Raw genomic sequence first — 20,798 nt, forward strand, 5'->3', positions numbered from 1 at the left:
GATGAGTACCCAAGTGATCAGCCTCGTGTCCATCGGCGCCCACCCCACTTCCGGGCGACCCCGGCGCGCCGAACAGGACGCCCGGGCCGTGGAGCTGGGCCTGCAACTGGCCGGCAGCGACCTGCAAGTGCTGCACGCCGGCGATGTGGCCGAACCGGCCCTGCGCGCCTACCTGGGCATGGGCCTGGATGAATTGCACGTGCTGGAAAACCCTGTCGGCGCGGACGCTCTGCCGGCCCTGACCGATTACCTGCGTGACGCTGGAGCCCAAGTGGTGCTCACCGGCAGCCAGGCCGAAACCGGTGAAGGTTCGGGCATGTTGCCGTTCCTGCTGGCCGAGAATCTTGGTTGGCCGTTGGTGGTGGGGCTGGCCCAGGTCGAGTCCATCGACGGCGGCGTGGCCCTGGTACTGCAAGCCTTGCCTCGAGGCCAACGACGCCGTCTCAAAGTGCGCCTGCCGTTCCTGGCCACTGTGGATAACGCTGCGCCAAAACCTCGGCAAAGCGCCTACGGCCCGGCCCGGCGCGGGGCGTTGCATGGCGAGGAAGTCGAGGTAATCGACGACACCTTGCTGGCGGTGGCAACCCTGCAACCGGCCAAGCCACGCCCCAAACGCTTGAAAGTGATCAAGGCCAAGAGCGGCGCCGACCGCATGAAAGCCGCCACGGCCAAGGCCAGCGGCGGAGGCGGGCAAGTGCTCAAGGGCGTGAGCGCGGAGGCGGGGGCGGAGGCGATTCTCAAGCTGTTGGTGGAGGAAGGGGTGGTTCGCTGACCTCAAGTACCCCCTGACCCCTTGTGGGAGCAAAGCTTGCTCGCGATCCAGGCGCCTCGGCACTTAAGAGATCAAGGCGTTTTCATCGCGAGCAAGCTTTGCTCCCACAGGGCTAGCTCCCACAAAAAATAGGCATGGTGGGTTACCCACAATCCCTGTGCGCGCTTCTGTGGATAACCTGTTCGCCCCTCGCTGCACCCTATGCAAAACAGGCCCTCCAGGCCTGCGCTCAAAAAATAGTCAGCCTAACCCACGGTTTTTATTGGCTTTTGCCTGTGAGTAGTTATTCGCTCCAGCCGAAACTTGCCCCCAATCTCTGTTGGCGCTTCTGTGGATAAGATGTTCGCTCTACGCTGCAAGCCATACGAACCGGGGTCTTCATTAAGTTGATCACAAAATGATCAATCAGCCATTTTTATCAGGAAAACCTCCGGAAAACCTCGATTTACAAGTCGTCCGAAGGGTTTTCCACAGAATCGTCAGAATTACCCCCAAACGCTGTTGGCGCTTCTGTGGATAAGGTGTTCACTTACCGCCACACGCCTTGCCAGGCATGGCTTGCAGCTCTTTGATCAAAAAACAACCGATAGGCCGGTAAAACCGTCATTGTTCATAAGTCACGGTTTTTATTCACTTTGCCGGTGGAAAAATGCCGGACATACGCACACTTGTCCCCATTTGCTGTGGGTGGTCATGTGGATAACTTGTTCGCCAAATGCTGCAAGCCACGGCGGGCATAGCGCAAATCGCGATAGATCAAATTTCATACAGTTCTAAGTCACACCCTTGACGAGGGTCTGTGGGCTGTCTTCACTCCATCGCACAAGGACATCGCCACTTTATCCACATCAGGTTCAGGGAGAACACATGATGGATAGCAAGGACCCCCGCTCACACCCGCAATCATCGGTGACCTGCGTCCCGACACCTCCCACCTCGTTGCACAAACGCATTCATCGCCGCGCCGTCAATCAGCGTGCGCGTCTATAGCGCCCGGGTTTTTCCCCTGTAGCACCGCTGACTGTCGCCGGACCCTGCAAGGGACGGTGGCCAGGCGTTCGTGCGCCTGTCGATTTGCAGGCAACCGCAGAGTTGCCCCTTCTGCCTGAGAGGACTTGAACATGACACGGATCTCGACCCCCATCAGTGATATCCAGGAGCACTACGACGTGATCGTCATCGGTTCCGGCTACGGGGGCGGCATTGCTGCCTCACGCCTGTCCCGGGCCGGGCGCAAGGTGTGCCTGCTGGAGCGTGGCCGGGAAATCCAGCCCGGCGAATACCCCAATACCCTGCTCGCGGCCACCGAGGAACTGCAAGTCCATGACCCGGATGGCCACATCGGTTCGCGCACCGGGCTGTTCGACCTGCATGTCAACGCCCAGCAGAACGTGGTGGTCGGTTGTGGCCTGGGCGGCACGTCGCTGATCAATGCCAACGTTTCGCTGGAGCCGGAGCCTGGCGTGTTCGAGGACCCGCGCTGGCCCCAGGCGGTCCGTGAGCACCAGGACACGCTGCTCAAGGACGGCTACGCCCGGGCCCGGGAGATGCTCAAGCCCAATTCGTATCCGGCCTCGGAGCCGAACCTGCCCAAGCTTGACGCGCACAAAAAATCGGCCGATTACCTCAAGCAAGGCGCGCATTTCTACAAGCCGCCGATCAACGTGACTTTCGACAAGCTGCCCAACAACCTCAACCACGTCGGTGTCGAACAGCTGCCGTGCAATGGTTGTGGCGATTGCGTTTCGGGCTGTAACAACAAGGCCAAGAACACCACGCTGATGAACTACCTGCCGGATGCCTGGAACCACGGCGCGGAGATTTTCTGCCAGGCCGAGGTGCGGCACCTGGAGCGCGACGGCGATGGTTGGATCGTGCACTTCCAATACCTGGACAGCGGTCGCGAGATGTTCTCGGCGCCGACCCTGTTCGTGCGCGCCGACATCGTGGTGGTGTCTGCCGGCACCCTGGGCTCCACCGAAATCATGTTGCGCTCGCGGGACAAGGGCCTGTCGATGTCCAGCCAATTGGGCGAGAACATGAGCGGCAACGGCGACATCCTCGGCTTCGGCCACAACTGCGACCAGGTCATCAATGGCATCGGCTTCGGTGCCCATTCGGCCAAGGAACTGGAACCGGTGGGGCCATGCATCACCTCGGTCATCGACATGCGCACCGAGGGTGACTGGCGCAGCCGCATGGTCATCGAGGAAGGTTCTATTCCCGGCGCCCTCGGCCGGGCCATGGTGCCGAGCATGGCGGCGTTTGCCGAAATGATCGGCGTGCCCACCGACACCGGCTTCGGCGCCAGCCTCAAGTACAAGGGGCGCGAAGCCGAGAGCTTTTTGCGCGGCCCCTACTACGGCGCGCTGCATAACATGCAGACCTATCTGATCATGAGCCATGACAACGGCAAGGGCCGCATGCTGCTCGACAACAAGGACCAGTTGCGCATCGACTGGCCCGGCGTCGGCGAACAGGAAAACGTCACCCTTGGCAACGAGCGGCTGCACCAGAGCACCAAGGCCCTGGGTGGGATCTGGGTCGAGAACCCGATCTGGACCAAGCTGCTCAAGCACAGCATCGTCTCGGTCCATCCCCTGGGCGGTTGCGTGATGGGCGAGGATGCGACTCAAGGCGTGGTCAACCACAAGGGCCAGGTGTTTAGTGGCGCCAGTGGCACCGATGTCTACCCGGGCCTGTACGTGACCGACGGTTCGGTGATCCCGACGTCGTTGGCGGTCAACCCGCTGCTGACCATCTCGGCGGTGAGCGAGCGCAACGTGGGCCTGCTGGCGGCTGATCGGGGTTGGATCATCGACTACACGCTGCCTTCGGCCCCGCGTAAAGCGGTGGCGGCGCCGACACTTGGCGTGCAGTTCACCGAAACCATGAAGGGCTATTTTTCCACCGCCTTCACTCAGCCCCAGGGCACCGATCTCAGCCTGTACGAAGCGGCGGCCAAGCGCGGCAAGACCGACAACTCGCCCATCGAATTCACGCTGACCATCACCGCCGCCGACCTCAACCGGATGATCAAGGAACCGGAACACGCCGCGACCCTGGTGGGCACCCTCGACGCACCGTCGCTCTCGTCGCAGCCGCTGGTCGCCAGCAATGGGGTATTCAACCTGTTCGAGCAGTACCAGGAACAGGTTGGCGTGCGGCACATGAACTACGACATGAAGCTAACCGCCGAAGACGGCAGCGACTATTACTTCAGCGCCTTCAAGACGGTGCCCGAGGATAACGGTGTGCTGAACATCTGGCACGACACCAGTACCTTGTACGTCACCCTCTATCGTGGGCCGGACAAGACCGGCGCGGTGATCGGTTCGGGGGTGATGCACATTCTGCCGGCCGACTTCGCCAAGCAAATGACCACCATGAAAGTGCTCAATGCCCGCAATGAACGTGAACGCGTGGAGGCGCTGGCGCGGTTCGGCAAGTTCTTTGCCGGCATCTTGTGGGAGAGCTATGGCGGTGTCTTCGCCGGCGACGTCTACTTCAACCCGGACGCGCCGCCCCGGTTGAAACGGCCGTTGGATGCGCCGCCACCGGTGGTGCATTTCTTCCAGACCGAAGACAACGTCGAGCTGCGCCTGACCCGTTACCAGGCCGGCACCAAAGGTCCGGTGATGTTGGTCCATGGCCTGGGCGTGGGCTCTAATATTTTCTCCACCGACACCATCCACACCAACTTGCTGGAATACCTCTGCAAGCACGAATACGACGTCTGGCTGTTGGATTTGCGGGTGAGCATCCTGCTGCCGGCCAGCAAAAATGAATGGAACGGCGACCAGGTGGCCCAGTACGATTTCAAGGCCGCCATCGAGCAGATCCAGCAGGCGACCCTGGCCAGTGACGTGCAGTGCGTAGTGCATTGCTACGGTGCGACGACGTTCTTCATGTCGATGCTGGCGGGTTTGCAGGGCGTGCGTTCGGTGGTCTGCTCACAGATCGCCGCCGACACGGTGGTCGCCACTGCTACTGGGCTGAAGGCCGGTTTGCATTTGCCGGGGATGCTCGATGCCATCGGCATCAAGTCCCTCACGGCCTACGCCGACACCAAGGAAAGCTGGTTCAACAAACTCTACGACAAGGCCCTCAACGGCTATGCCCGGATCGAGGCCCAGGGCTACTGCACCAACCCGGTCTGCCATCGCATCACGTTCATGTATGCCTCGCTGTACCGCCACGACACCCTCAACGAAACCCTGCACGACAACCTGCATGAATTGTTCGGCGAGTCGAACATCCAGACCTTCGAGCACTTGGCGCTGATCGTGCGCAAGGGGCACCTGGTGGACTTCAAGGGCAACGACGTCTACATGCCGCATTTCGATCGGTTGAAATTGCCGATCTGCTTCATCAGCGGTGCCGACAACCAGTGCTACTTGCCGCAAAGCACCCTCAAGACTTACGAGCGACTGTGCGAGATGCACGGCCCGCAGTTGTTCAGCCGTCACGAGATACCGGGTTACGGCCACATCGACTGCATGTTCGGCAAGGATGCGGTGGTGGATGTGTATCCGATCATCCTCGAGCACCTGGAGAAGACGGCGCTCGGTTGACTCAAGACCGAGTCGACTGCATCGCGAGCAAGCTCGCTCCCACAAGGGGGCTATGTACCGCTGATCCAGTGTGGGAGCGAGCTTGCTCGCGATGGCGATCACCAGAGCGCCGCATCTCGTGAGTCAGGAATAAGGAAAAGGATGCCATGAACACTTACATCCGCTGGTTCCAACGCATCATCTGGGTCGGGATCGTCATGAACATGTTCTTCGCGATTCCGGCGCTGTTTGCGCCGGCGTTGCTGACGTCCATGCTCGGCCTGCCGCCCGTGTTATCCGATCCCTGGCTGGAAAACGCCGGCATGTTGCTGGTGGGGATCAGCCTGTTCTACATGCCCTCGGGGTTCAACGCGCCGCGTTTCGTCGTGCATTCGTGGTTGTGCGTGCTGTCGCGGCTGGTGGCTGTGGTGTTCTGGATCTACCTGATCAACACCAACAACCAGGGCCAGGTGTTCGTGCCGATGTTGATGGGCGACCTGAGCATGTTCCTGATCCTGGGCGTGCTGCTGTACCTCGGCTGCCCAGCGGCCAATCGCCCGCTGGCCTTGCTCTGCGCCGGCTGGCGGGAATGGCGTGCCGGCTGGGCGCTGCGCTGGCAGAGCCACGCTTTCAAGGTCGGCACGCTGGTGGTGCTGCTGGTGCTGGGCTTCATCGGCTACCAGACCTGGTACCAGATGATCCGGGAAGTGCCGCAACCGGACTTCGCCTCCGATGAAGACCATTACAAATACGCCGCCATTGGCCTCGGCATCGAGGCGCGGATTCCGTACTACCTGTTCGCCGTGCTGCCACAGATGTGCCCGGAAAAACTGCCCAAGCCGGGCGGCTACGAGGTGTTCGGTTTTCTCTACGAAAACGGCAACGATCTGCCCATTGGCATGGCCAAGCGGCAGCTCGGCTACCCCACGGTGGAACCGAACTGCGCCCTGTGCCACACCGGTTCCTACCGGGCCAACGCCAGTGACGTAGCGGTTCCGGTCGCCACCGCACCGGCCAATACCCTGCAACTGCAAGCCTTCCAGTGGTTTGCCTACGATTGCGCCAGCGACCCGAAATTCACCCCGGATGCTGTCATGGCGGCGATCAACAGCAAGTTCCAACTGGGTTTTTTCGAGAAGCTGTACAACCGTTACCTGATCATCCCGATGGCCAAGAGTGCGCTGCTCAAGCAGAAGCAGGCCTACGCCTGGCAGAAGCTGCGTCCGGCCCAGGGGCCAGGGCGGACCGACACCTTCAATCCGACCAAAATGGTGGTGTTCGGCTTCCCGGATGACTCCACCATCGGCACCGTGGATCTGCCGCAGGTCTGGAACCAGAAACCGCGCGAGTCCATGTACCTGCATTGGGATGGCAATAACAACAAGATCCACGAACGCAACTACGCAGCGGCGATGGCCGTGGGGGCGACGCCGCAATCGGTGTTGCCGCCGAGTTTCAATCGCGTGACCAACTGGCTGTTGGGCCACAAGGCACCGGCCTGGCCGTTCGCCCTGGACCAGGCGAAAGTCGCCCAGGGCAAACCGATCTGGGAGAAAAACTGCGCCGGCTGCCACGATTTTGGCCGCAGCGACACCGGCCAGGTCACCACCAACATCGACCAGTTGGGCACCGATCCCCATCGCCTGAATTCCTTCACCACCGGCCTGGTGACGGCGTTCCACGGCTTCAAGAAACCGCCATTCGACTTCAACGCCTACCGCAAGACCCAGAGCTACAGCAACACGCCCACCGACGGCATCTGGCTGCGCGCGCCGTACCTGCACAACGGTTCGGTGCCGACCCTGTGGGATTTGCTGCAAGCGCCGGAGCAGCGTCCGCAGGTGTTCTACACCGGCTCCGACATCTACGACCCGCAGAAAGTCGGCTTCATCACCAGTGGCGCGCAGATGAAGGCGTCGGCGGATTTCAAATACGACACCCGTCTGGAAGGCAACCACAACGGCGGCCACCTGTATGGCACGCAGCTGTCGGACGTCGACAAACGGGCCCTGATCGAATTCATGAAGACCCTGTAGCCCAGGGCATTGCGAAGGAGCGTTCACATGTCATTACTGCACCATTGGGAACATGAGTTCGACAAGGTCAAGGTCCGCCTGCACGGGTTGGTCACGCGGTTGGAAATGTCCTGGAAAAAACTCGTCAACGACCTGGAGCCCGAGGAGTTCCAGGCCATCGTCAAGCTGCTGCAGCGAGGCCACGACCAGGCCCAGCATGTCATCGAGCATGGCGACCTGCCGGACGACGAACCGGCCGTGCCGTGGGAGTTGTCCCACGGCTTGTCGATCCTCAAGATCGGCAACGCCACGCCCCTGCCGCAAAGCGAGGACGAGTTGCCGACCCGGGTACTCAAGGACGGCACCTTGCTCGGCTGCCGCAAATGGGAGCTGCTGGACCTGTTGTGGAGCGAGGCGCTGCTCAAGTGGATCGAGAACCTGCGCCACCACGCGCCGTTCGCCACCAACCCGGCGCTGGTGAAAATGGACAGCGACGTGGTGCTGGCCATCGCTGGCGACTGGGGCACCGGGCCGTTCGACAGTCATGCCCCGGCGGTGGCGGTGGCCAACCAGATGCAACTGGCCCTGGCCGATTTCACCATCCATCTGGGCGACGTGTATTACGCCGGCACCCATTCCCAGGAAGACGTCGACATGGTCGGCTGGCCCCAGGGCAAGCATGGCGCGTTTACTCTCAATTCCAACCATGAGATGTACAGCGGTGCCCACGGCTATTTCAAGGAACTGTCCAAGCGTTTCCCTGTGCAGCAAGGCACCAGTTACTTTGCCTTGTATAACGACGACTGGCTGGTGGTCGGCCTCGACAGTGCTTACGCCTCGGACGCCATGAACCTGTACATGGACGGCACCCTCAACACCCAGCAGATCGAGTGGATGAAGACCCTGCCCAAGCGCAAGAAACTCATGGTGCTCAGTCATCACCAGGGTTTTGATATTTCCGGGCACAACAAGACGGCGCTTTACCAACCGGTGTGCGATGCCTTGGGGCGCGAGCCGGATTATTGGTATTGGGGGCATCTGCACAACGGTATCTGCTACGCGCCGCAAGGCGGGCTGCATGCGCGCTGCGCCGGGCACGGAGCGATTCCCTACGGTACTACCAGCGAGTTGAATGGGCATGCCCGGGTGCTGTGGTCGGAAACGCAGCTGGCGGGAGACGAGGCGTATCCGCAGCGGGTGTTGAACGGGTATGTGAAGGTGCGGCTGAAGGGGGAGGAGATTGTCGAGACGTTTTATGGGGAGGATGGCAGTGTGCGGTGGTCTTCCCACTGAAGATCGTTCCCACGCTCTGCGTGGGAATGCCTCTACGGACGCTCCGCGTTCGCTTTTGGGACGCAGAGCGTCCCGGGCTGCATCCCCACGCAGAGCGTGGGGACGATCATCAACCGAAGCTTTGGATTTTAGCCCTGGACCGGAACGCCCTTGAGGTACGGCGCCGGTTCGGCCCCCAGGTTGTTGAGCATGCGCTCGCTGTACCAGTCGACGAAGTTCACCACGCCGAACTCATAGGTCTTGGAGTACGGGCCTGGCTGGTAGGCGGTGGAGTTGATGCCGCGCTGGTTTTCTTCTGCCAGGCGACGGTCCTGGTCGTTGGTGGCGTCCCAGACCTGGCGCATGCGCGCGACGTCGTAGTCCACGCCTTCGACCGCGTCCTTGTGCACCAGCCACTTGGTGGTGACCATGGTTTCCTGGGCGCTGATCGGCCACACGGTGAACACGATGATGTGGTCGCCCATGCAGTGGTTCCACGAGTGCGGCAAGTGCAGGATGCGCATCGAGCCCAGGTCCGGGTTCTTGATGCGGCCCATCAGCTTGGCGCAGCCTTGCTTGCCGTCCATGGTCATCGACACGGTGCCCTTGAGCAGCGGCATGCGCACGATGCGGTTGCGCAGGCCGAAACTGGCGTGGGCGTAAGGGATCTTCTCGGCGTCCCAGGCGGCGGCGGAGGCGGCCACGTGGTCCTTGAACGCCTGGTCGGCGCGTGGGTCGGTGACGTCGTCCCATTCCAGCAGGGTCTTGAGCAGTTCCGGGTGCGCGCCGCCGCAGTGGTAGCACTCACGGTTGTTTTCCAGCACCAGTTTCCAGTTGGCTTTTTCCATCAAGGTGGTTTGCACCGCCACCTTGGTGTTCTCCATGTCGTACGGTTCCATGTAATGGTTCAGCGTCGACAGGAAGTCATCGATGGCCGGCGGGTTCTCGGCCAGGCTGATGAAGATGTAGCCACCAGCGGTCTTCACGTTCACAGGCTTGAGGCCGTACTGCTTCATGTCGAAGTCGGCGCCCATCTCGGTGCCAGCGAACAGCAGGCGTCCGTCCAGCTCGTAGGTCCACTGGTGGTAGTGGCAGACCAGTTTGGCGACCTTGCCCTTGTCGCTGGTGCACAGCCGCGAACCGCGGTGGCGGCAGACGTTATGGAACGCATGCACCACGCCCTCGGCACCACGAATCACGATGATCGGGTTCTTGCCGACTTGCAGGGTCAGGTAGTTGCCCTTGGCCGGGATTTCGCAGGTCATGCCGGCGATCAACCATTCTTTCTGGAAGATTTCCTGCATATCGATATCAAACAGGCGCTCATCGGAGTAGAACGGCTGCGGCAGCGAAAAGGTGCGCTCACGCTCTTGCAGCATTTGCGCGGTGGCCTTGCGTGCGGGTTCCAGCGGATCGCCCAGGCTAAGGGTAGTGGTGACGTCCATCGTTTTATCCTCATGGCCCTCTATGTGGCCGGCGAAAAATGACTAATCGGTTGTGCTACGCAAGGCAGAAAACTTTGTTTATCTGTTGGGGCGAGTGTGGGGCCGCGCAGGGGCCGAACCTTATCCATGGGCGACATGGCCCAATCTGTTCCCGACGCGCAAGCCCCGGTAGTTGGGGGCTGGTCGCGATAAGTATGTGAATGTCGCAGATAGGTAAATGGTCACCCAGGCGCCTGCGCACAATCGCCATCATGAAGGCCGACAGTCGGCCGTGGAGATCAGCATGTCCAATAACTTCCTGAACCCGGTCACGACCCAGACCTGGGCCAATGGCCGACATATCGTACGTTGCGTCAAAGTCATCCAGGAAACCTGGGATGTGCGCACCTTCTGCTTCATGGCTGACCAGCCGATCCTGTTCTTTTTCAAGCCTGGGCAATTCGTCACCCTGGAGCTGGAAATCGAAGGCCAGCCGGTCATGCGCTCCTACACCATCTCCAGCTCGCCGTCGGTGCCCTACAGTTTCTCGGTGACCATCAAGCGCGTACCGGGGGGCAAGGTTTCCAACTGGTTGCACGACACTCTGCATGAAGGCCAGGAGCTGGCGGTGCACGGGCCGGTGGGGTTGTTCAACGCCATCGATTTCCCGAGCCCGAAAGTCCTGTACCTGAGCGGTGGCGTGGGGATCACGCCATGCATGTCCATGGCGCGCTGGTTCTACGACACCAACGCCAATGTCGACATGACCTTTATCCACAGTGCCCGCTCGCCCAAGGACATCATCTACCACCGCGAGCTGGAACACATGGCGTCGCGGATCGACAACTTCAGCTTGCACCTGATCTGCGAAAAACATGGCCTGGGCGAGCCCTGGGCCGGCTATCGCGGTTATCTGAACCACAAGATGCTGGAATTGATGGTGCCCGACTTCCTCGATCGCGAGGTGTTCTGTTGTGGCCCGACCCCGTACATGACCGCAGTCAAGCGCCTGCTGGAAGCGGCCGGCTACGACATGAAGCGTTATCACGAGGAATCCTTCGGCGCCACGCCACCGGAAGCCCGCGCCGACGCAGTGGAGCAGGCCGAACAGGCTGCCGACGCCCCTGAAGTCGACGCGGCGGACTTGCACCTGGTGGAGTTCACCTCCTCGGGCAAGAGCATCCGCGTGGGACCGGGAGAAACCGTACACGCCGCCGCCGCCAAGCTCGGCATGATGATCCCCAAGGCCTGCGGCATGGGCATCTGCGGCACCTGCAAGGTGCTGAAACTGGGCGGGGAAGTGGAAATGGACCACAACGGCGGGATCACCGAGGACGACGAGGCCGAGGGCTACATCCTGTCGTGCTGCAGCGTGCCGAAGGGGGATGTGCGGATCGAGTTCTGATCTGCCCATCCAAGTAGCGGTGAGCACCTCCTGTGGGATTAAGGTCTGTGGGAGCAAAGCTTGCTGTGGGAGCAAAGCCCTGTGGGAGCAAGGCTTGCCCGCGATGAAAGCGACGCGGTCTCCCATGGGCCGAGCCGTCTGCATCGCGAGCAAGCTTTGCTCCCACAGTAAGCCTCTTTCACCACGGCGGGCATGACAGGCCGGGGCGGCTTTCCTAGCCTGCCATCACTTCCCGAATATCCGCCGCCAATTCCCGCACCCGTGCTTCTTCGGTATCCCACGAGCACATGAAGCGTGCGCCGCCTTTGCCAATGAACGTGTAGAAACGCCAGCCCTTGGCGGTCAGCGCGGCGATGGCCGGTTCCGAGAGTTGCAGGAACACGCCGTTGGCCTGAACCGGGAACATCAGTTCCACGCCGGGAATGTCGCTGACCAGCTCTGCCAGCAATTGGGCGCAGTGGTTGGCGTGGCGGGCGTGCTTGAGCCAGGCCTGGTTTTGCAGCAGGCCGACCCAGGGCGCGGAGAGGAAGCGCATCTTCGAGGCCAGTTGCCCGGCCTGTTTGCAGCGATAGTCGAAGTCTTCGGCCAGGTCATGGTTGAAGAACAGGATCGCCTCACCTACCGCCATGCCGTTTTTCGTGCCGCCGAAGCACAGCACGTCCACGCCGGCCTTCCAGGTCAGGTCGGCCGGGGAGCAGCCGAGGAAGGCGCAGGCGTTGGAAAAACGCGCGCCGTCCATGTGCAGGTTCAGCCCCAGTTCCTTGCAGGTGACGCTGATGGCGCGGATTTCTTCCGGGGTGTAGACACTGCCGACTTCCGTGGCCTGGGTCAGGGTCACGACCCGGGGCTTGGGGTAGTGGATGTCCTGGCGCTTGAGGGCGATCTCACGGATCGACTCGGGGGTCAGCTTGCCGTTTTCGGTGCGCGCCACCAGCAGCTTGGAGCCGTTGGAGAAGAACTCCGGCGCGCCGCATTCGTCGGTTTCGACGTGGGCGGTTTCCGAGCAGATCACGCTGTGGTAACTCTGGCACAGTGAGGACAACGCCAAGGAGTTGGCCGCCGTGCCGTTGAACGCGAAGAACACTTCGCAGTCGGTTTCGAACAAGGCCCGGAAATCGTCCGCCGCGCGGTGGGTCCACTCGTCGTCGCCGTAGGCGCGTTGGTGACCCTGGTTGGCTTCTTCCATGGCCGCCCAGGCTTCGGGGCAAATGCCGGAATAGTTGTCGCTGGCAAACTGTTGACTCTTGTCGGTCATGGCCTTGCTCCTTGAATAGAGAGTCCTGGATAAAGAGATCCCTGGCGGAATGCCCGGGTGGGGCGTTCCATGGTGCGGCGTGTTTGGGTCCACAGCGCCGTGTCGATCATGGTTCGGTGCGCTTGAGTGCGCAACGCCGTGATCTATGTTGGTGCGCACTTTACCCAAGATTAGCGGGGGAACACACCGGATGTTTCTGTCGGAAAGTATCAATCTCGTCGCGCGGCTTTATACATGAGCCGGCGCGACGGAGCGCTGGACCTGCTCAAGTGGCTGGCTCTGTTGGCGATGGTGCTCGATCATCTGCGATATGTCGGTTTCTCCGTCGATTGGCTCTATGTGCCGGGCCGGTTGGCATTTCCGTGGTTCTGCCTGGCGATGGCGGCGAACCTGGCGCGCAACGACACCAGTACCGCCTCATGGCGTTACCTGGGCTGGCTGTTGTTATTCAGTGCCGTCAGCGAAATCCCCTACCGCTTGTTCATCCCTGATCCCGTCACCCTGAATGTGATGCCAACCCTGGTCCTGGGCTTGCTGGTGGCGCGCAGTTGGCGGGTGCCGACGCTGGAGGCGCGCGGCCTGGCCGCGGTGGCGTTGTTGTTGGCGGCACTGTTTTCATCGCAACTGATGTTCGGGTTCTTCGGTGTGTTGCTGCCGCTGGCGATGCTGCTGGTGTTTCGCCGGCCCTGGTATTTCGCCTTGTTGCCGGGGTTGGTCTGCGTGGCGGCCAATCAATGGCGGGTGTTGTATGGCGCGGCATGGCTGGGGGATGGGGTGGCGTTGTGGGGGCTGGTGGCTTGCCTGATCGCGCCATGGCTTGGGCTGATGCTTTTGCGACAGGCTGGTCGTTTTCATCCACCGGCGATGCGGCGCTGGGCGTATGGCCTTTATCCCGCGCATTTCCTGTTACTGCTCGCGGTTCGCCATATCGTCGAGTAACCCTATGGGAGCAGCATCTTGGGAACTAAGGCGCGGGAGCAAAGCCAGTGGGAGCAAGGCTTGCCCGCGATGAAAGCGCCGCGCGCTCCCATGGACCGAGGCGCCTGGATCGCGAGCAAGCTTTGCTCCCACAGTGCTATCGCGCAGGCCTTGCTCTCCGACTCTTTGATCCCATGTCGTAAACGCACCTTTGCGTGGCGTCCATAGGCATTTGACATGCCTGCGCCAGCCATACCATCGCATCCAAAGGGCACGACCGAACGGTCCGTGCCTCACCGAGACGAAAGGCGCACCGCCGCCGCTGGGAGAGACGCGATGTTCAGCAAGCAAGACCAAATCCAAGGCTACGATGATGCACTGCTGGCGGCGATGAACGCCGAAGAGCAACGCCAGGAAGATCACATCGAACTGATCGCGTCAGAAAACTACACCAGCAAGCGCGTGATGGAGGCCCAGGGCAGCGGCCTGACCAACAAGTACGCCGAAGGCTATCCGGGCAAGCGCTACTACGGTGGCTGCGAGCACGTCGACAAAGTCGAAGCCCTGGCCATCGAGCGCGCCAAGCAACTGTTCGGTGCCGATTACGCCAACGTCCAGCCGCACTCCGGCTCTTCGGCCAACAGCGCCGTATACCTGGCCCTGCTGCAGGCTGGCGACACCATCCTGGGCATGAGCCTGGCCCACGGCGGTCACCTGACCCACGGTGCCAAGGTGTCGTCCTCGGGCAAGCTCTATAACGCGGTGCAATACGGCATCGACACCACCACCGGCCTGATCGACTACGACGAAGTCGAGCGCCTGGCGGTCGAGCACAAGCCGAAGATGATCGTTGCCGGTTTCTCCGCTTACTCCAAGACCCTGGATTTCCCACGTTTCCGCCAGATCGCCGACAAGGTCGGTGCCCTGTTGTTCGTCGACATGGCCCACGTTGCCGGTCTGGTCGCCGCCGGTCTGTACCCTAATCCACTGCCTTACGCCGACGTGGTCACCACCACCACCCACAAGACCCTGCGCGGTCCACGTGGCGGCCTGATCCTGGCCAAGGCCAACGAAGAGATCGAGAAGAAGCTCAACGCCGCGGTATTCCCCGGCGCCCAGGGTGGCCCGCTGATGCACGTGATCGCCGGCAAGGCGGTGTGCTTCAAGGAAGCGGCGGAGCCTGGCTTCAAGGCTTACCAGCAGCAAGTGATCGATAACGCCCAGGCCATGGCTGGCGTGTTCATCAAGCGCGGCTACGATGTAGTGTCCGGTGGTACCGATAACCACCTGTTCCTGGTCAGCCTGATCCGTCAGGGCCTGACCGGCAAGGACGCCGATGCTGCCCTGGGCCGTGCCCACATCACCGTCAACAAGAACGCCGTGCCGAACGACCCGCAATCACCGTTCGTGACCTCGGGCCTGCGCATTGGCACCCCGGCGGTGACCACGCGTGGCTTCAAGGTGACCCAGTGCGTCACGCTGGCCGGCTGGATCTGCGACATTCTCGACAACCTCGGCGATGCCGATGTCGAGGCCAATGTCGCGCAGCAAGTGGCGGCCCTGTGCGCGGACTTCCCGGTTTATCGCTGAGTCGGTTTTGGAGTAATGACTATGCAACGCTATTCGGGCTTCGGCCTCTTCAAACACTCTCTCAGCCATCACGAAAACTGGCAGCGGATGTGGCGCACGCCGACCCCGAAAAAGGTCTATGACGTGGTCATCGTCGGCGGTGGCGGGCATGGCCTGGCGACCGCCTACTACTTGGCCAAGGAACACGGCATCACCAACGTGGCCGTGGTCGAGAAGGGCTGGTTGGGCGGCGGTAACACCGCGCGCAACACCACCATCGTGCGCTCCAACTATCTGTGGGACGAATCGGCCCACCTGTACGAACACGCGATGAAACTCTGGGAAGGCCTGTCCCAGGACCTGAACTACAACGTGATGTTCTCCCAGCGTGGCGTCTACAACCTGTGCCACACCCTGCAGGACATCCGTGATTCCGAGCGTCGCGTCAGCGCCAACCGCCTCAACGGCGTGGACGGCGAGCTGCTCAACGCCAAGCAAGTGGCCGACGAGATCCCATACCTGGATTGCTCGAAGAACACCCGTTACCCGGTGATGGGCGCCACCGTCCAGCGTCGCGGCGGCGTGGCCCGTCACGATGCCGTGGCCTGGGGCTTTGCCCGGGCGGCGGACGCGTTGGGCGTGGACCTGATCCAGCAGACCGAAGTGATCGGTTTCCGTAAGGAAAACGGCGTGTGCATCGGCGTGGAAACCAACAAGGGCTTCATCGGCGCCAAGCGTGTCGGCGTGGTGACCGCTGGTAACTCCGGACACATGGCCAAGCTCGCGGGCTTCCGCCTGCCGATCGAATCCCACCCGCTGCAAGCGCTGGTGTCGGAGCCGATCAAGCCGATTATCGACAGCGTGATCATGTCCAACGCCGTGCACGGCTACATCAGCCAGTCCGACAAGGGCGACCTGGTGATCGGCGCCGGTATCGACGGCTACAACGGCTACGGCCAGCGTGGTTCGTACCCGGTGATCGAACACACCATCCAGGCCATCGTCGAAATGTTCCCGGTGCTCTCGCGGGTGCGCATGAACCGTCAGTGGGGCGGCATCGTCGACACCACGCCTGACGCCTGCCCGATCATCTCCAAGACCCCGGTGCCGAACATGTTCTTCAACTGCGGTTGGGGCACCGGCGGCTTCAAGGCAACACCGGGCTCGGGCAACGTCTTCGCTGCAAGCCTGGCCAAGGGTGAAATGCATCCGCTGGCCGCGCCGTTTTCCATCGACCGTTTCCACAACGGCGCACTGATCGACGAACACGGCGCTGCTGCCGTCGCCCACTAACAGGAGAAATCCCTATGTTGCACATCTTCTGTCCTCACTGCGGCGAACTGCGCTCCGAAGAGGAATTCCATGCATCCGGCCAGGCGCATATCCCGCGTCCACTGGATCCGAACGCCTGCACCGACGAACAGTGGGGCGACTACATGTTCTTCCGTGACAACCCGCGCGGGTTGCACCATGAGCTGTGGGATCACGTCGCCGGTTGCCGCCAGTACTTCAACGTGACCCGCGACACCGTGACCTACGAGATTCTCGAAACCTACAAGATCGGCCAAAAGCCGCAATTCACCGACAAGGCTGACAGTCCGAAAGCGGCCGCACAGGCTCTGGGAGAGAAGGTATGAGCCAGATCAATCGCCTGTCCAACGGTGGACGGATCGACCGCAACAAAGCGCTGAGCTTCACCTTCAACGGCCAGACCTACAAAGGCTTCGAGGGCGATTCCCTGGCCGCTGCGCTGCTGGCCAACGGTGTCGACATCATTGGCCGCAGCTTCAAGTATTCGCGTCCTCGCGGCATCTTCGCCGCCGGTGCCGAAGAGCCGAACGCCGTGCTGCAGATCGGTGCCACCGAAGCCACACAAATCCCTAACGTGCGCGCCACGCAACAGGCGCTGTACCAGGGTCTGGTCGCCACCAGCACCAACGGCTGGCCGAACGTGAACAACGACATGATGGGCATTCTCGGCAAGGTCGGCGGCAAACTGATGCCGCCGGGCTTCTACTACAAAACCTTCATGTACCCGCAATCGTTCTGGATGACCTACGAGAAGTACATCCGCAAGGCTGCCGGCCTGGGTCGCTCGCCGACCGAGAACGATCCGGACACCTACGACTACATGAACCGCCACTGCGACGTGCTGATCGTCGGCGCTGGCCCTGCCGGCCTGGCCGCCGCACTGGCCGCGGCCCGCAGCGGTGCGCGCGTCATCCTGGCCGATGAGCAGGAAGAGTTCGGCGGCAGCCTGCTCGACTCCCGCGAGAGCCTGGACGGCAAGCCTGCGATCGAATGGGTCGCTGCGGCGGTGGCTGAACTGCGCTCGATGCCAGAAGTGGTGTTGCTGCCTCGCGCCACGGTGAACGGTTACCACGACCATAACTTCTTGACCATCCATGAGCGCCTTACCGACCACCTCGGTGATCGAGCGCCCATCGGCCAGGTCCGCCAGCGCATCAACCGCGTCCGCGCCAAGCGCGTGGTCCTGGCGACCGGCGCCTGCGAGCGTCCGCTGGTCTACGGCAACAACGACGTGCCGGGCAACATGCTGGCCGGTGCGGTGTCCACCTACGTGCGTCGCTACGGCGTGGCACCGGGCAAGAAACTGGTGCTGAGCACCAACAACGACCATGCCTATCGCGTGGCCCTGGACTGGTTCGACGCCGGCCTGCAAGTGGTGGCCGTTGCCGATGCGCGCAGCAACCCGCGTGGTGCGCTGGTGGAAGAAGCCCGCGCCAAGGGCATTCGCATCCTCACCGGCAGCGCCGTGATCGAGGCCCGCGGCAGCAAGCGCGTCACCGGGGCACGTGTTGCCGCGATCGACGTCCGTGCCCACAAAGTCACCAGCCCCGGCGAATGGCTGGACTGTGACCTGGTGGCCAGTTCCGGCGGCTACAGCCCGGTGGTTCACCTGGCTTCGCACCTGGGTGGCAAGCCGATCTGGCGTGAAGATATCCTCGGTTTCGTACCGGGCGAAGCACCGCAAAAGCGCGTGTGCGTCGGTGGTGTGAACGGTGTCTACAGCCTTGGCGATAGCTTGGCCGATGGCTTCGAGGGCGGCGTGCGCGCGGCCAACGAAGCCGGCTTCAAGGCAGTGGAGGGCGTGTTGCCCAAAGCCCTGAGTCGTCACGAAGAGCCAACCCTGGCGCTGTTCCAGGTGCCCCACGAAAAATCCACTGCACGGGCGCCGAAGCAATTCGTCGACCTGCAGAACGACGTCACCGCCGCCGCCATCGAGCTCGCCACCCGCGAAGGCTTCGAGTCGGTGGAGCACGTCAAGCGCTACACCGCACTGGGCTTCGGTACCGACCAGGGCAAGCTGGGCAACGTCAACGGCCTGGCCATCGCGGCCCGCTCGCTGAACGTGAGCATCCCGCAGATGGGCACCACCATGTTCCGTCCGAACTACACGCCGGTAACCTTCGGCGCGGTGGCTGGTCGGCACTGTGGGCACATCTTCGAGCCGGTGCGCTTCACTGCGCTGCATGCCTGGCATGTGAAAAACGGCGCCGAGTTCGAAGACGTCGGCCAGTGGAAGCGCCCTTGGTACTTCCCGAAGAACGGTGAAGATCTGCATGCCGCGGTCAAGCGCGAATGCAAGGCCGTGCGCGACAGCGTTGGCCTGCTGGATGCCTCCACCCTGGGCAAGATCGACATCCAGGGCCCGGACGCCCGCGAGTTCCTCAACCGCGTCTACACCAACGCCTGGACCAAGCTCGACGTGGGCAAGGCCCGCTACGGTCTGATGTGCAAGGAAGACGGCATGGTCTTCGACGACGGCGTGACAGCCTGTCTGGCGGACAACCACTTCCTGATGACCACCACCACGGGTGGCGCGGCGCGCGTGCTGCAATGGCTGGAGATCTATCACCAGACCGAATGGCCGGACCTGAAGGTGTACTTCACCTCGGTCACCGACCACTGGGCGACCATGACCCTGTCGGGCCCCAACAGCCGCAAGCTGCTGAGCGACGTCACCGACATCGACCTGGACAAGGACGCTTTCCCGTTCATGACCTGGAAGGAAGGCCTGGTGGGCGGCGTGCCGGCGCGGGTGTTCCGGATCTCGTTTACCGGTGAGCTGTCGTACGAAATCAACGTGCAGGCCGACTACGCCATGGGCGTGCTCGAGCAGATCGTCGAGGCCGGCAAGAAGTACAACCTGACCCCGTATGGCACCGAGACCATGCACGTATTGCGGGCCGAGAAGGGCTTCATCATCGTCGGTCAGGACACTGACAGCTCGATGACCCCGGACGACCTGAACATGGGCTGGTGTGTAGGGCGGACCAAGCCGTTCTCGTGGATCGGCTGGCGCGGCATGAATCGCGAAGATTGCGTGCGTGAAGACCGCAAGCAACTGGTGGGTCTCAAGCCGATCGACCCGAATGTCTGGCTGCCGGAAGGCGCACAACTGGTGTTCAACACCAAGCAGGCGATTCCGATGACCATGGTTGGCCACGTGACCTCCAGCTATGCCCACAACTCCCTGGGTTATTCATTTGCCATGGGTGTGGTCAGGGGCGGCCTCAAGCGGATGGGCGAGCGGGTGTTCGCGCCATTGGCCGACGGCAGCGTGATCGAGGCAGAGATCGTTTCTTCGGTGTTCTTCGATCCGAAGGGGGATCGGCAGAACATTTAACACTTGAGCCCTGTGGTGAGGGGCGTGTGGGAGCAAAGCTTGCTCGCGATGCAGGCGACACGGTAGCCATCAGACCGAGTTATCGTTCATCGCGGGCAAGCCTTGCTCCCACAGCGTCAAGCACCGGCAGGTCGAGCAAGCATTCAGACAGGTGCTCCACATGACCGCAGTCAACGTGTACCAACAACGCCCAACCACCGGGGCCAAGGCCGAGTCGTCGCTGCACCATGCCGACCTCGCCAGCCTGGTGGGCAAGGGCCGCAAGAACGCCGGTGTGACCGTGCGCGAGAAAAAACTCCTGGGCCACCTGACCCTTCGTGGCGACGGTCACGACCCGGCGTTCGCCGCCGGTGTGCACAAGGCCCTGGGCCTGGAATTGCCAGGTGCGCTGACCGTCATCGTCAAGGGTGAAACCAGCCTGCAATGGCTTGGCCCGGATGAATGGCTGTTGGTGGTGCCCACTGGCGAAGAGTTCACCGCCGAGCAGAAACTGCGCGAAGCCCTGGGCGAGCTGCACATCCAGATCGTCAACGTCAGCGGCGGCCAGCAGATCCTCGAACTGTCCGGCCCGAACGTGCGCGACGTGCTGATGAAGTCCACCAGCTATGACGTTCACCCAAGCAACTTCCCGGTGGGCAAGGCCGTGGGCACGGTGTTCGCCAAGTCGCAACTGGTGATCCGCCACACGGGCGAAGACACCTGGGAACTGGTGATCCGCCGCAGCTTCTCGGATTACTGGTGGCTGTGGTTGCAGGATGCCGCGGCTGAGTATGGCTTGAGCGTGCAGGGCTGAAACACTGCAGTCCTTGTGGAAGCAAAACTGTGGGAGCAAAGCTTGCTCGCGATGCGGGCGCTTGAGTTCCAGATAGACCGCGTTGTTTTTATCGCGAGCAAGCTTTGCTCCCACAGATAAATCCTCCGCCACAGGTTCTGTGTCCGGCGGGGGGTTATCCATAACAAACAG

At 61.9% G+C, this 20,798-nt stretch carries 13 protein-coding genes; 11 read left to right on the forward strand and 2 right to left on the reverse strand.

The genetic code is table 11. The annotated features are described in order from the left end of the window. Position 1 precedes the first annotated feature (1 nt). The 4 genes from etfB (at position 2) to AB4O09_RS03335 (ending at position 8,633) form a co-directional block, all read left to right on the forward strand. On the forward strand, positions 2 to 772 hold the full coding sequence (etfB, locus tag AB4O09_RS03320) for an electron transfer flavoprotein subunit beta (protein ID WP_003206321.1): 771 nt from the start codon (positions 2 to 4) through the stop codon (positions 770 to 772). A gap of 1,121 nt (positions 773 to 1,893) precedes the next feature. Beyond that, on the forward strand, positions 1,894 to 5,346 hold the full coding sequence (locus AB4O09_RS03325) for a GMC oxidoreductase (protein ID WP_013694406.1): 3,453 nt from the start codon (positions 1,894 to 1,896) through the stop codon (positions 5,344 to 5,346). Positions 5,347 to 5,492: 146 nt separating this feature from the next. Next, the gene (locus AB4O09_RS03330; protein WP_003206319.1) at positions 5,493 to 7,361 is read left to right on the forward strand and encodes a c-type cytochrome; all 1,869 of its coding nucleotides are present in this window, start codon (positions 5,493 to 5,495) and stop codon (positions 7,359 to 7,361) included. 27 nt (positions 7,362 to 7,388) lie between these two features. Next, the gene (locus AB4O09_RS03335) at positions 7,389 to 8,633 is read left to right on the forward strand and encodes a metallophosphoesterase (RefSeq protein WP_003206318.1); all 1,245 of its coding nucleotides are present in this window, start codon (positions 7,389 to 7,391) and stop codon (positions 8,631 to 8,633) included. A gap of 128 nt (positions 8,634 to 8,761) precedes the next feature. On the opposite strand, the gene gbcA is transcribed toward AB4O09_RS03335, so the two are convergent. Next, positions 8,762 to 10,057, reverse strand: a complete 1,296-nt coding sequence (gbcA, locus tag AB4O09_RS03340) for a glycine-betaine demethylase subunit GbcA (RefSeq protein ID WP_003206316.1) — start codon at positions 10,055 to 10,057, stop codon at positions 8,762 to 8,764. Between the two features lie 283 nt (positions 10,058 to 10,340). Here gbcA and gbcB point away from each other — a divergent pair, with 283 nt between their 5' ends. Next, positions 10,341 to 11,441 carry a glycine-betaine demethylase subunit GbcB gene (gene gbcB, locus AB4O09_RS03345; RefSeq protein ID WP_003206314.1) on the forward strand — a complete coding sequence of 367 codons (1,101 nt, stop codon included), beginning with the start codon at positions 10,341 to 10,343 and terminating at the stop codon, positions 11,439 to 11,441. Positions 11,442 to 11,655: 214 nt separating this feature from the next. Here the strand turns inward: gbcB and AB4O09_RS03350 are convergent, their stop codons facing one another. Next, positions 11,656 to 12,696, reverse strand: a complete 1,041-nt coding sequence (locus AB4O09_RS03350; protein WP_003206313.1) for a threonine aldolase family protein — start codon at positions 12,694 to 12,696, stop codon at positions 11,656 to 11,658. A 234-nt stretch (positions 12,697 to 12,930) separates the two neighbouring features. On the opposite strand from AB4O09_RS03350, the gene AB4O09_RS03355 reads away from it, so the two are divergent. The 6 genes from AB4O09_RS03355 to AB4O09_RS03380 all read left to right on the forward strand — a co-directional run bounded on the left by AB4O09_RS03355 (position 12,931) and on the right by AB4O09_RS03380 (position 20,627). Next, the gene (locus tag AB4O09_RS03355) at positions 12,931 to 13,635 is read left to right on the forward strand and encodes a TraX family protein (RefSeq protein ID WP_003206311.1); all 705 of its coding nucleotides are present in this window, start codon (positions 12,931 to 12,933) and stop codon (positions 13,633 to 13,635) included. 315 nt (positions 13,636 to 13,950) lie between these two features. Next, positions 13,951 to 15,204, forward strand: coding sequence for a serine hydroxymethyltransferase (glyA, locus tag AB4O09_RS03360; protein ID WP_003206308.1), 1,254 nt, complete (start codon positions 13,951 to 13,953; stop codon positions 15,202 to 15,204). A 21-nt stretch (positions 15,205 to 15,225) separates the two neighbouring features. After that, a complete protein-coding gene (locus tag AB4O09_RS03365) occupies positions 15,226 to 16,476 on the forward strand; it encodes a sarcosine oxidase subunit beta (RefSeq protein WP_003206307.1) in 1,251 nt (416 codons plus the stop codon). A 14-nt stretch (positions 16,477 to 16,490) separates the two neighbouring features. Beyond that, complete coding sequence (locus AB4O09_RS03370) at positions 16,491 to 16,820, forward strand: sarcosine oxidase subunit delta (RefSeq protein ID WP_003206305.1); 330 nt, start codon at positions 16,491 to 16,493, stop codon at positions 16,818 to 16,820. Beyond that, positions 16,817 to 19,834 (forward strand): sarcosine oxidase subunit alpha, encoded by a 3,018-nt coding sequence (locus AB4O09_RS03375; RefSeq protein ID WP_003206303.1) that lies wholly within the window; start codon positions 16,817 to 16,819, stop codon positions 19,832 to 19,834. Before AB4O09_RS03370 ends, AB4O09_RS03375 begins: the two co-directional genes overlap by 4 nt. Before the next feature lie 160 nt (positions 19,835 to 19,994). Then, the gene (locus tag AB4O09_RS03380) at positions 19,995 to 20,627 is read left to right on the forward strand and encodes a sarcosine oxidase subunit gamma (RefSeq protein WP_003206301.1); all 633 of its coding nucleotides are present in this window, start codon (positions 19,995 to 19,997) and stop codon (positions 20,625 to 20,627) included. Positions 20,628 to 20,798: the final 171 nt, after the last annotated feature.

Source organism: Pseudomonas sp. H1_F01, from assembly GCF_054681425.1.

Excerpts from the sequence above, each read along its gene's own strand:
- etfB (WP_003206321.1), top strand. The coding sequence starts at position 2 with ATGAGTACCCAAGTGATCAGCCTCGTGTCCATCGGCGCCCACCCCACT.
- AB4O09_RS03325 (WP_013694406.1), top strand. The coding sequence starts at position 1,894 with ATGACACGGATCTCGACCCCCATCAGTGATATCCAGGAGCACTACGAC.
- AB4O09_RS03330 (WP_003206319.1), top strand. The coding sequence starts at position 5,493 with ATGAACACTTACATCCGCTGGTTCCAACGCATCATCTGGGTCGGGATC.
- AB4O09_RS03335 (WP_003206318.1), top strand. The coding sequence starts at position 7,389 with ATGTCATTACTGCACCATTGGGAACATGAGTTCGACAAGGTCAAGGTC.
- gbcA (WP_003206316.1), bottom strand. The coding sequence starts at position 10,057 with ATGGACGTCACCACTACCCTTAGCCTGGGCGATCCGCTGGAACCCGCA.
- gbcB (WP_003206314.1), top strand. The coding sequence starts at position 10,341 with ATGTCCAATAACTTCCTGAACCCGGTCACGACCCAGACCTGGGCCAAT.
- AB4O09_RS03350 (WP_003206313.1), bottom strand. The coding sequence starts at position 12,696 with ATGACCGACAAGAGTCAACAGTTTGCCAGCGACAACTATTCCGGCATT.
- AB4O09_RS03355 (WP_003206311.1), top strand. The coding sequence starts at position 12,931 with ATGAGCCGGCGCGACGGAGCGCTGGACCTGCTCAAGTGGCTGGCTCTG.
- glyA (WP_003206308.1), top strand. The coding sequence starts at position 13,951 with ATGTTCAGCAAGCAAGACCAAATCCAAGGCTACGATGATGCACTGCTG.
- AB4O09_RS03365 (WP_003206307.1), top strand. The coding sequence starts at position 15,226 with ATGCAACGCTATTCGGGCTTCGGCCTCTTCAAACACTCTCTCAGCCAT.
- AB4O09_RS03370 (WP_003206305.1), top strand. The coding sequence starts at position 16,491 with ATGTTGCACATCTTCTGTCCTCACTGCGGCGAACTGCGCTCCGAAGAG.
- AB4O09_RS03375 (WP_003206303.1), top strand. The coding sequence starts at position 16,817 with ATGAGCCAGATCAATCGCCTGTCCAACGGTGGACGGATCGACCGCAAC.
- AB4O09_RS03380 (WP_003206301.1), top strand. The coding sequence starts at position 19,995 with ATGACCGCAGTCAACGTGTACCAACAACGCCCAACCACCGGGGCCAAG.